The sequence below is a fragment of the Stenotrophomonas sp. 3(2025) genome (assembly GCF_052665395.1).
On record NZ_JBQOIF010000013.1, the window covers coordinates 24,900 to 36,008 of the forward strand.

The 11,109-nt window shown below is 67.3% G+C and carries 11 protein-coding genes and 1 riboswitch; of the genes, 4 read left to right on the forward strand and 7 right to left on the reverse strand.

All coding sequences use genetic code 11. The features are described from left to right. Positions 1-3: 3 nt before the first annotated feature. Positions 4-1,608 carry a peptide chain release factor 3 gene (locus ACUXVE_RS11550; RefSeq protein ID WP_445514439.1) on the reverse strand — a complete coding sequence of 535 codons (1,605 nt, stop codon included), beginning with the start codon at positions 1,606-1,608 and terminating at the stop codon, positions 4-6. A gap of 74 nt (positions 1,609-1,682) precedes the next feature. Continuing rightward, positions 1,683-2,567: a M23 family metallopeptidase gene (locus tag ACUXVE_RS11555; protein ID WP_445514440.1), complete on the reverse strand. Its 885-nt coding sequence runs from the start codon at positions 2,565-2,567 to the stop codon at positions 1,683-1,685. A gap of 137 nt (positions 2,568-2,704) precedes the next feature. After that, positions 2,705-2,823, forward strand: a riboswitch (SAM riboswitch). 76 nt (positions 2,824-2,899) lie between these two features. Here ACUXVE_RS11555 and metX point away from each other — a divergent pair. Genes metX through ACUXVE_RS11570 form a run of 3 tightly spaced genes read left to right on the forward strand, consistent with a single transcriptional unit; the run spans position 2,900 to position 6,227 of the window. Next, a complete protein-coding gene (metX, locus tag ACUXVE_RS11560) occupies positions 2,900-3,931 on the forward strand; it encodes a homoserine O-succinyltransferase MetX (RefSeq protein WP_049467392.1) in 1,032 nt (343 codons plus the stop codon). Further along, positions 3,928-5,163, forward strand: coding sequence for an O-succinylhomoserine (thiol)-lyase (locus ACUXVE_RS11565; RefSeq protein ID WP_445514441.1), 1,236 nt, complete (start codon positions 3,928-3,930; stop codon positions 5,161-5,163). Before metX ends, ACUXVE_RS11565 begins: the two co-directional genes overlap by 4 nt. Then, on the forward strand, positions 5,160-6,227 hold the full coding sequence (locus tag ACUXVE_RS11570; protein WP_093818666.1) for a homoserine dehydrogenase: 1,068 nt from the start codon (positions 5,160-5,162) through the stop codon (positions 6,225-6,227). The genes ACUXVE_RS11565 and ACUXVE_RS11570 overlap by 4 nt, the downstream gene beginning before the upstream one ends. Before the next feature lie 88 nt (positions 6,228-6,315). Here the strand turns inward: ACUXVE_RS11570 and ACUXVE_RS11575 are convergent, their stop codons facing one another. After that, the gene (locus ACUXVE_RS11575; RefSeq protein WP_025877826.1) at positions 6,316-7,311 is read right to left on the reverse strand and encodes an alpha/beta fold hydrolase; all 996 of its coding nucleotides are present in this window, start codon (positions 7,309-7,311) and stop codon (positions 6,316-6,318) included. A gap of 110 nt (positions 7,312-7,421) precedes the next feature. Next, positions 7,422-8,804, reverse strand: coding sequence for an L-serine ammonia-lyase (locus tag ACUXVE_RS11580; RefSeq protein ID WP_025877828.1), 1,383 nt, complete (start codon positions 8,802-8,804; stop codon positions 7,422-7,424). Positions 8,805-8,905: 101 nt separating this feature from the next. Here ACUXVE_RS11580 and ACUXVE_RS11585 point away from each other — a divergent pair, with 101 nt between their 5' ends. Continuing rightward, positions 8,906-9,136, forward strand: coding sequence for a glutaredoxin family protein (locus ACUXVE_RS11585; protein ID WP_025877830.1), 231 nt, complete (start codon positions 8,906-8,908; stop codon positions 9,134-9,136). Between the two features lie 85 nt (positions 9,137-9,221). Here the strand turns inward: ACUXVE_RS11585 and ACUXVE_RS11590 are convergent, their stop codons facing one another. The 3 genes from ACUXVE_RS11590 to ACUXVE_RS11600 are packed head-to-tail and all read right to left on the reverse strand — an operon-like array spanning position 9,222 to position 11,011. Beyond that, positions 9,222-9,794 carry a YceI family protein gene (locus tag ACUXVE_RS11590; RefSeq protein WP_093818664.1) on the reverse strand — a complete coding sequence of 191 codons (573 nt, stop codon included), beginning with the start codon at positions 9,792-9,794 and terminating at the stop codon, positions 9,222-9,224. A gap of 3 nt (positions 9,795-9,797) precedes the next feature. Beyond that, on the reverse strand, positions 9,798-10,370 hold the full coding sequence (locus tag ACUXVE_RS11595; RefSeq protein ID WP_222388547.1) for a cytochrome b: 573 nt from the start codon (positions 10,368-10,370) through the stop codon (positions 9,798-9,800). Next, complete coding sequence (locus ACUXVE_RS11600; protein ID WP_093818662.1) at positions 10,367-11,011, reverse strand: YceI family protein; 645 nt, start codon at positions 11,009-11,011, stop codon at positions 10,367-10,369. Before ACUXVE_RS11600 ends, ACUXVE_RS11595 begins: the two co-directional genes overlap by 4 nt. Between the last annotated feature and the right edge of the window lie 98 nt (positions 11,012-11,109).

Here is an 11,109-nt window from a genome sequence, read left to right on the forward strand (position 1 = left end):
GAATCAGTTGCCGGTGACCGTATGCGCGGCTTCGCGGGTTGCCGAGAAACGCACGTCCGGCGCACGTTCCTGCGCCAGCTGCAGGTTGACCCGGGTCGGCGCCAGGTAGACCAGGTGGCCGGCGGCGTCGAGGGCCAGGTTCAGCGCGTTCTTCTCGCGGAACTCTTCCAGCTTCTTCTCGTTGCTGCAGTGAACCCAGCGCGCCGTGGTCACGCCGACCTGCTCGAAGGTGGCTTCCACGCCGTATTCGTCCTTCAGGCGGTAAGCGGCCACATCGAACTGCAGCACACCCACCGCACCCAGGATCAGGTCGTTGCTGGTCAACGGACGGAAGAACTGGGTGGCGCCTTCCTCGGACAGCTGTGCCAGGCCCTTCTGCAGCTGCTTGAGCTTGAGCGGATCGCGCAGGCGGGCGCGACGGAACAGTTCCGGGGCGAAGTTGGGGATGCCGGTGAAGGTGATCGCCTCGCCTTCGGTGAAGGTGTCACCGATGGAGATCGTGCCGTGGTTGTGGATGCCGATCACATCGCCCGGCCAGGCCTCGGCGGCGATTTCACGGTCGCTGGCCATGAAGGTCAGCGCATTGGCCAGTTTCATCTCCTTGCCGGTGCGCACGTGCAGGGTCTTCATGCCGGCGCTGAACCGGCCCGAGCAGACGCGCATGAAGGCCACGCGGTCACGGTGCTGCGGATCCATGTTGGCCTGGATCTTGAACACGAAGCCGGTCAGCTTCGGCTCCTGCGGGGCGACGTCGCGGCCGGTGGTGGAGCGTGCCTGCGGCGACGGTGCGTGCTCGACGAAGAAGTCCAGCAGCGGCTGCACGCCGAAGTTGTTCACGCCCGAGCCGAAGAACACCGGGGTCTGCTTGCCGGCCCGATAGGCCTGCAGGTCGAACGGGTGGCTGGCACCCTGCACCAGTTCCAGTTCATCGCGCAGATCGGCCAGCATCCGCTCACCGATCTTTTCGACCAGCCCGGGTGAATCGATCGACGGGAAGATGGTCGAATCCTGACGCGTGAAGTTGCGGCCCTGCTCGTACAGGTGCACTTCGCCGGTGATCAGGTGGACCACGCCCTTCAGGCGCTGGCCCATGCCGATCGGCCAGGTGACCGGTGCGCACTGGATGCCGAGCACGCTTTCAACCTCGTCCAGCAGGTCGATCGGCTCCTTGCCCTCGCGATCGAGCTTGTTGATGAAGGTCATGATCGGGGTGTCGCGCAGGCGGCACACTTCCATCAGCTTGATGGTGCGCTCTTCCACGCCCTTGGCCACGTCGATCACCATCAGCGCCGAGTCCACCGCGGTCAGCACGCGGTAGGTGTCCTCGCCGAAGTCGGCGTGGCCCGGGGTGTCGAGCAGGTTGATGATCTTGCCTTCGTACGGGAACTGCATCACCGAGGAGGTGACGGAGATGCCGCGCTCCTTTTCCAGCGCCATCCAGTCCGAGGTGGCGTGGCGGGCAGCCTTGCGGCCCTTCACCGAGCCGGCCATCTGGATCGCGCCTCCGAACAGCAGCAGCTTTTCGGTCAGCGTGGTCTTGCCGGCGTCAGGGTGGGAAATGATGGCGAACGTGCGGCGACGCGACGCTTCGGTGGCGACTTCGGACATGGCAGTGGCGCCCGCACGGGGCGCTTTTCAAAGAGATAAGCGCCCGATTATACCGGCCTGCCGCCGTCGGCGGGTCAGCGCCCGGCGCTGGCGTCCCCGCTGCCCTCACGGGCGAAGTGCAATTCGCCCTGCGGGGCGAGGATGCGCACCGGCACCGAACGCAGCCCCATGCCCCGGTTGAGCTGCACCACGAAGTGCAGGTGCGGTGCGGTGCTGTAGCCACTGTTGCCGGACAGGCCGATCGGCTGCCCGGCCTGCACGGCCTGGCCGGGACGCACGCGCATGCCGCCGGCCTGCAGGTGGGCGTACATCGCCATGCTGCCGTCACTGTGCAGGATACGAACGAAGTTGGCGCGTCCGGCATCGCGTTCACGGTCCAGGCCATTGCCGTGGAACCCGTCCTGTACCTGCATCACCGTGCCCTCGCGGGCGGCCAGGACCTGCGTTGCTGCGGGCAGGGCAAAGTCGATGGCGTCGCGGTTTTCCTCGTCATCGTGGCTGAACCGGCCCTGCGGGGCCTGGTCCACGCGCAGCTGGGCAGCCTGGAACGGCAGGCGATAGGCGACGTCTTCGGCGCGGGCGGCCGGATTGCCCGGCACCGACTGCAGGCGGAGGTCCAGTGCATTGCCGTTGGCAGGGGAGGGAAGATGGCCCACCACCAGGCTGCCGGTGGCCTGCACCAGTGACTGCAGCGGCAGGCCCTCCACCTGTGTGCCGGGGGCCGCGCGCAGCTCGATCTGCACCGGGCCGGACAGGGGATTGTCGATCCGCGCCTGCCACTGGTCGCCCAGCGACTGCAGGCGCAGGCGGGCCATCGGCGCCGCGTGCGGCGTGGCGCCGGCCGTGCGCGTGGCCGGCGCCTGTGGCACCAGTCCCCAGCCCTGGCGCCAGTCGGCAGCGTTCGCGGGGGCGCTCACCAACAGGGGCAGCAGGAGGCAGGGCAGGGGCAGGCGGCGCATCGAAGGCTCCAGCGACATGGACCGCCGGGACTCTACGCAAGCTGTCGGGACGGGGGAAGGGTGGGGGCTTCGCATTCATCCATCTCTTTATCCGCATGAAGGGATTGACATGCCCGGAAAGGACTGGCATCGTGGCTCCACCATCGAGACCGGCAGAGGGACAGGCCCTTTGAAGCCGGGGCAGCCCGCAGACGCGAAAGCGCCTGCGTAGGTGCCAAATCCTGCGGGGACCGTGGCGTCCACCGAAAGATGGTTCGAACCTGCACCCAACGTGCACTTCGAACGCGAGCCCCGCGAAGGCTCGATGGCCGATTTCCCTACCGGAACCCGCCATGAGCTTCGCCACCAGCACCGTGCTTCGCCCCGAACCCTTTGTCCCCGTCAGCGTGCCGGTCGATGACCGCGTGCACGCCGAGCGCGGCGAGTTCGCCGCCGTGCTGTCGATGCGTCATGCCGGCCCCTGCCCGGTGCGCCTGCGCTATGAGTGGGTCGGTCCGGTCAACGCACCGGTGGTGGTGCTGGCCGGCGGCATTTCCGCGCACCGCCATGTGGCCTCCAATGCGCAGTTCAGCGAAAAGGGCTGGGCCGAAGGCCTGGTCGGCAGTGGCCGCGCACTGGATCCGCAGCAGCTGCGTGTGCTCGCGTTCGATTTCATCGGCGCTGACGGTGCGTTGGATGTGCCGATCGATACCGCCGACCAGGCCGATGCGCTGGCGCTGCTGCTGGATCACCTCGGCATCCGCGCATTGAAGGCATTCGTCGGCTATTCCTACGGTGCACTGGTCGGCCAGCAGTTCGCGATCCGCCACCGTGCCCGGGTACGCCAGCTGGTGCTGGCCAGCGGTGCGCACCGCCCGCACCCGTATGCCGCCGCCTGGCGTGCGCTGCAGCGCCGTGCCGTGGCGCTGGGCCAGCTGCAGTGTGGCGAAGACCACGGCCTGGCGCTGGCCCGCCAGTTCGCCATGCTCAGCTACCGCACACCGGAAGAATTCGGCGAACGCTTCGACGCCGCACCGGAAGTGATCAATGGCCGCGTCCGTGTCGCGGCCGAAGACTACCTCGACGCCGCTGGTGCGCAGTACGTTGCGCGCACGCCGGTCAATGCCTACCTGCGCCTGTCCGAGTCGATCGATCTGCACCGCGTGGACCCGAGCGCGATCCTGCCGCCGACCGTGGTGGTGGCCGTTGAAGGCGACCGCCTGGTGCCGCTTGCCGACCTGGTCGGCCTGGTCGAGGGACTGGGCCCACGCGGCAGCCTGCGCGTGCTGCGCTCGCCCTACGGTCACGACGCCTTCCTGAAAGAAACCGATCGCATCGACGCGATCCTCGCCACCGCCTTCCGCACTTCTGGAGAGTCCGCATGAGCCTGCACGCCGCTGAACCGTCCTGTTGTCGCACCACCGCCGCCGTCCGCGCCGGCATCGATCGGGACACCGCCCACGGCGCGGTCACGCCGCCGATCGTGCTGTCGTCGAACTTCAGCTTCGAAGGCTTCGGCAACAAGCGCCAGTACGACTACACCCGCAGTGGCAATCCCACGCGCGACCTGCTGGGCGAGGCGCTGGCCGACCTGGAAGGCGGCGCTGGCGGCGTGGTCACCGCCACCGGCATGGGCGCGATCAACCTGGTGCTGAACGCACTGCTGCAGCCCGGCGACACCCTGGTGGTGCCACACGATGCGTACGGCGGCAGCTGGCGCCTGTTCAACGCGCTGGCGAAGAAGGGCCATTTCGAACTGGTCACCGCCGACCTGACCGACCCGCGCGCGCTGGCCCAGGCCCTGGCCACGCAACCGAAGCTGGTGCTGGTGGAAACCCCGTCCAACCCGCTGCTGCGCATCACCGACCTGCGCTTCGTGATCGACGCGGCGCACAAAGCCGGTGCGCTGGTGGTGGTCGACAACACGTTCCTGTCGCCGGCATTGCAGCAACCGCTGTCGTTCGGCGCGGACCTGGTGCTGCACTCCACCACCAAGTACATCAACGGCCACAGCGACGTGGTCGGTGGTGCGGTGATTGCCCGCGATCCCGCCGTGCATGAACAGCTGGTGTGGTGGGGCAATGCCCTGGGCCTTACCGGCTCGCCGTTCGATGCGTTCCTGACCCTGCGCGGCCTGCGTACGCTGGATGCACGCCTGCGCGCGCACCAGGAAAACACCGCCGCGATCGTGGCGCTGCTTGATGCGCATCCTGCGGTGGCCAAGGTCTACTACCCGGGCCTGGCCGATCATCCGGGCCACGCCGTTGCCGCGCGTCAGCAGAGTGGTTTCGGCGCGATGCTGTCCTTCGAACTGGCCAGCTGTGCCGGCGATGATCCGCATGCTGCTGTACGTGCATTCGTCGATGGCCTGCGTTACTTCACGCTGGCCGAGTCGCTGGGAGGCGTGGAGAGCCTGATCGCACATCCGGCGACCATGACCCACGCCGCGATGACTGCCGACGCACGCGCGGCTGCGGGCATCAGTGAAGGCCTGCTGCGTCTGTCGGTCGGTATCGAGGGTGAGCGCGACCTGCTGGTCGATCTGGGCAGCGCCCTGGCGCGCGCCGAGGCGGTGATCGATGCGGTGGCGCGCGGCAAACAGGTGGCAGACGCATGAGCGCTTTGCCTGTCGAGATTCCGCTGCTGGGTACTGGTCGCCTGGCGCTGCTTGGAACCGGCACCGTCGGTTCGGCCTTCGTGCAGCGCTACCAGGCGTTGCAGGCGCGTGGGCTGGAACTGCCCAGCGTGCAGTGGCTGGCCAATTCACGCACCGCGCTGGCGATCGACCGCGATCTGGCGTTGCCGCTGGAACTGGCACGGCGTGCGCCGCGTGATGGGCAGAGTTCGCCGCCGTGGGCCAGCGCTGAAGGGCTGGAGCGTGGCGACGTGGTGGTCGATGCCACCGCCAGCGAAGATGTAGCGGCGCGCCACGTGCAGTGGTTGGCGCGCGGCGTGCACGTGGTGACCGCCAACAAGCTTGGCCGCGGTGCGCAGCTGTCGCGCGCGCAGGCCATCGCCGATCGTTGCGCCGACAGTGGTGCGCGTTACGGCGACAGCGCCACCGTCGGCGCGGGCCTGCCGTTGCTCAGCAGCCTGCGCGCGCTGGTTGCCGGTGGCGACCACATCCATGCCATCGAGGGCGTGCTTTCCGGTTCGCTGGCGTGGCTGTTCAATCGTTATGACGGCCAGTCGCCGTTCTCGGCGGCGGTGCGTGAAGCGCTGGCGGCCGGCTACACCGAGCCGGACCCGCGGCTGGATCTTTCCGGCGAGGATGTGCGCCGCAAGCTGCTGATCCTGGCCCGCAGCAGTGGATTGGCGCTGGACGCGTCGCAGGTGCAGGTCGATTCACTGGTGCCGGACGCGCTGGCTGCGCTGCCGCTGGAAGATGCAGTGAATGCGCTGGAGCAGCTGGATGCACCGCTGCAGGCACGTTGGCAGCAGGCGCGCGACAACGGCCGGGTGCTGCGTTTTGTCGGCCGCGTCGATGGCGAGGGTGCGCAGGTGGGCCTGCGTGAGCTGGCTGCCGACCATCCGCTGGCGCAGGGCGCGGGCACCGACAACCGCGTGGCCATCCACAGCGATCGCTATCGCACACAGCCGCTGTTGATCCAGGGGCCGGGCGCGGGTGCGGAAGTGACCGCAGCGGCGCTGCTGGATGACGTGCTGCGGATCGTGGGGTGAGCGGCTGATCGACGCACTGCAGCCAGGCATGGCCTGGCTCTACCGAGGGCGTGTGTAGCGCCGGGCCATGCCTGGCGGTCATGGAACTTCAACGCGCCTTGAGTGCCTTCAACAATGCGGCATTGAACTGCTTCGGGTCCTGCACCTGCGGCGAATGACCCAGTGCCGCGAACTCGACCAGGGTCGAGCCGGGTATCGCCGCCGCTGCCGCTTTGCCCAAGGCCGGGTAATTGCCCAGCGTTGCCTTCAGTTCGGGCGATGCCTGGTCACGGCCGATCGCCGTGCGGTCCTTCTGGCCGATGAACAAGGTGGTCGGCACCTGCAGGTTCTTCAGTTCGTAGACGACCGGTTGGTTGAACACCATGTCCGAGGTCAGTGCCTGGCTCCAGGCCACCTGCTGCTTGCCCGCGCCTTCGTACATGCCCGACTGCATGCGCGCCCACGGTTCATACGCCGGCTTCCACTTGCCGTCGTAGTACACATCCAGCTGGTAGCGGCGGATGCTGTCATAGCTGATGTTCATTTCGCCGGCATACCACGCGTCCACGCTGCGCCAGGGCACGCCCAGCGCCTTCCAGTCTTCCAGCCCGATCGGATTGACCAGCGAAAGACTGCGCATGTCCTGCGGATACATCAGCGCATAGCGGATGGCCAGCATGCCACCCATCGAATGGCCGACCACGTGCACCGGTACATCACCCAGCTGCAGCTGCTGCAGCAGCGCATGGGTATTGTCGGCCAGCTGCCCGAACGAATACTGGTAGCGCTCGGGCTTGCTGGATTTGCAGAAACCCACCTGGTCCGGCGCGATCACCCGGTAGCCTGCCGCCACCAGCGGCTTGATCGTCTCCTTCCAGGTTGCCGCGCAGAAGTTCTTGCCATGCAGCAGCACCACCACGCCGATCGGCTTCTTCTTCGGCGCAACATCCAGATAGGCCATCTCCAAGGCCTGGCGCTGCGATTCCAGTGCAAAGGTCTTCACTGGATAGCCATAGTCGAAGCCCTCCAGCCGCGGCCCGTAGGTTGGCGCAGCGAGAGCGGACAGCGGAAGGCAGGCGAGCAGGGCGGTGGCGATCACGCGCATGGGACATTCCGGGGCAGGGGGATGCCCGAGCCTAACCGGAAAACGGTGACGGCGTTGTCCGGTCGAGAACGGCACTGCAGAGCCGGGTCGATGCCCGGCCCTGCCGACCCTCAGCACTCGATGACGTTCACCGCCAGCCCGCCGCGGCTGGTTTCCTTGTACTTGTCCTGCATGTCGCGGCCGGTATCACGCATGGTCTTGATGACCTTGTCCAGCGACACCTTGTGCTTGCCGTCGCCGCGCATGGCCATGCGCGAGGCGTTGATCGCCTTCACCGCACCCATCGCGTTGCGCTCGATGCACGGAATCTGCACCAGGCCGCCGATCGGATCGCAGGTCAGGCCCAGGTTGTGCTCCATGCCGATCTCAGCCGCGTTCTCGATCTGGCTCGGGTTGCCGCCCAGCGCCGCGACCAGGCCACCGGCGGCCATCGAACAGGCTACGCCGACCTCGCCCTGGCAGCCCACTTCGGCGCCGGAGATCGAGGCGTTTTCCTTGTACAGGATGCCGATCGCCGCCGAGGTCAGCAGGAAGTCGAACACCCGCTGTTCGTTCGCGCCCGGGCAGAAGCGGTCGAAGTAGTGCAGCACCGCCGGCAGTACACCCGCCGCGCCGTTGGTGGGTGCGGTGACCACGCGGCCGCCGGCAGCGTTCTCTTCGTTCACGGCCAGTGCGTACAGGTTGACCCAGTCCAGCGTGGTCAGCGGGTCGCGCATCGCCGCTTCCGGCTTCGACGACAGCTCGCGGTACAGCGCCGGCGCGCGGCGGCCCACTTTCAGGCCGCCCGGCAGCACGCCTTCCTCGCGGATGCCGCGCGCCACGCAGGCCTGCATTGCGCTCCAGATCTCGCGCAGGTTGTCGCGGATCTCGTCCTCGCTGCGCCAGCATTTCTCGTTCTCGAACATCAGCTGGGCGATGCTCAGGCCACTGCGCGCGGTCTGCGCCAGCAGCTCGTCGCCGCTCTTGAACGGGTAGGGCAGCGGCGTTTCGTCAGGCACGATACGGTCATCGGCCGCATCGTCCTGGTTGACCACGAAGCCACCACCGACCGAGTAGTAATCGCGGGTGGCCAGCACTTCGTCATCGGCGTTGTACGCGGTGAAGCGCATGCCGTTGGTGTGGTAGGGCAGCTTCTGCCGCTTGTTCAGGCCGAGGTCGCGCTTTTCGTCGAAGGCGATCTCGTGCTGGCCCATCAGCATGATCCGCTTGCTGCTGCGGATGCGCTCCAGCGTGGACGGAATGATGTCCGGGTCGATCAGGTTCGGACGCTGCCCTTCCAGGCCGAGCAGGATCGCCTTGTCGGTGCCGTGGCCGCGACCGGTCAGTGCCAGCGAGCCGTACACGTCGGCACGGATGCGCGCGACCTGGGCAAGCTTGCCCGGGTCGAGCAGCCACCGATGGATGAAGCGCTCGGCGGCCCTCATCGGCCCGACGGTGTGCGAGGAGCTCGGGCCAATGCCGATCTTGAAAACGTCGAACGTGCTGACAGCCATGGTTGCCGTACTGCGGGTACCGGGAGAGACCGCTATTCTAGCGGTTCATGCCGCACTTCCATGACTGCGGCGCAGCATTTCCGCCAAGGGAGCAAACCGCAGTGTTGACCCTGTTCCAGCGTGACGACTGCCATCTGTGTGACATGGCCCTGGCCGAGCTGGCCAGGGCGCGGGCACCCGAGTTCGAATCGGTGTTCCTCGATGACCAGCCGGCGCTTGAGGCGCGGTATGGGGCGCGGGTACCAGTGCTGCGTGACGAGCGCGGTGGGCGGGAGCTGGACTGGCCGTTCGATGCGGCCACGGTGCAGGCCTGGCTGTTGGCAGGCAGGTAACGCCGGGCCATGCCTGGCGAGCGCGAAGCGCGGCCAGCGGTGGAAGCCGCCGGGCATGGCCCGGCGCTAACAGGACGAAGGCGTCTTATTTCGCGTCGAACTTCACGATCGTGCTGATCGCGGTTTCGTCCGGGATGGTCTTGGTATCAGCCCAGTCGCCGCCACCGACACCGAAGTCCAGGCGCTTGACGGTGGCCTTGCCGGTCAGCACCGGCTGCGCGCCGGGCTTCCAGGTGAACGTGAACGTGACCGGCTTGCTCACGCCGCGCAGTTCCAACGTGCCATCGGCGGCGAACTGGTCGTTGCCGAGCGCGCGGAAACCCTTCGCGGTGTAGCGCGCGGTAGCGAACTTGCCGACGTTGAAGAAGTCCGCGCCCTGCAGGGTGGAGTCGCGATCGCTGTTGCCGCTCTTGGCGCCGGCCAGCGGAATCACCACGTCCAGCGAACCTGCGGACGGATTGGCCGGGTCGAAGCTGAGCTTGGTGGCAAAGCCCGGGAAGCTGCCGGTGAACACTTCACCGTCGTACTTGCTCGCAAAGGCCAGGAAGGATCCGGCACCCGGTGCCTGGGCGTAATCGGCGGCGAGCACCGGGGCGGTGGCCAGCATGCCGGCCAGGGCGGCGGCCACGGCGGCCGGGGTGGTCAGTTTCAGGTTCATCGGTCAGTCCTTCTGGGGGGAGGCGAGCCAGCCACGCGGCAACATCCGGGACAGGGTGGCATCGCGCTGGAACAGGTGGTGGTAGAAGGCGGCACCGGCATGGGCCAGCACCACCGCGATCAACAGCCAGAAGCCGTATTCGTGCAGGGCATGGGAAACTGCCACGACCTGCGGGTCCGGCCCGGTCAGCTTGGGCACATCGACCAGGCCGAACCAGCGGAACGGACGCAGGCCGCTGGCCGAGTCGTACAGCCAACCCGACAACGGGATGGCGAACATCAGCACGTACAGCAGCACGTGAGTGGCGCTGGCGATGCGCTCCTGCCAACCCGGCACGCCGGGTACCGGCTTGGGAGCTCCGGCGTACAGGCGCCAGCCCAGTCGCAGCACCACCAGCGCCAGCACGGTGATGCCGATCGACTTGTGCGCCGTATAGACCCAGAAATACTTGGGCGTCTTCGGCAGCTCGCCCATGGTCAGGCCGACGATGCCGAGGGCGAGGATCAGCAGGGCGATCAACCAGTGCAGGGTCTGGCTGACACTTCCCCAGGCGGCAGGGGTGTTCTTGGCGGTCATGAAGGATCCTTGGTGGCCGTCTGGCTCTCGGAGTGGGGTTGGGGCGTAGGAGTTCCCGCACGGTCGCTGCGGTCGAGCGTGGCTTCAGCCTCGATCCGCACCTGCACCGCGTCGCCGATCACGCCCGGCCAGGCGGTGATGCCGAAAGCACGCCGGCTCAGCGTAGTGGTGGCGGAGAAGCCGGCCGTACGCCGGAAGGGTGGCAACGGATAGCGCTTGATCTGGTTCAAGGTCACTTCCAGCGTGACCTCCTGGCTGACCCCGCGCAGGGTCAGCGTGCCGGTCACATGGGCACGTGTGGCGTCGATCGGTTCGACATGGCGTGAGACGAAGCGGGCGGTGGGGAAGCGTTCGCCATCGAGCAGGCTGCGCGCCAGGGTTGCCTGGTTCCATTTGGCATCACCAAGGTCCAATCGCGATACGGGAATCTCGACGTCCAGTGTCGCATCGCGCCAGTTGTCGCTATCGAACTGCAACTGGCCCTGGCTTCCGGAGATCGTACCCAGCGCCTGCGAATAGCCAGCATGGTCGATCGCAAACAGCACACGGGTGTGCACCGGATCGATGCGGTAGGCCTCGTTGCCTGCCCAGGCGGGGGCCACGGCAAGCAGCATCGGCAGCAGGGCCAGGCAGTGGCGCATCGGCGTGGGGCTCCGGGAAAAGACCGTTCGATCATACCCATAGCCCCTGCGCAACGCTGTGTGCACGGCTGCAACAGTTCGTGGTGCCGATGCGGCCG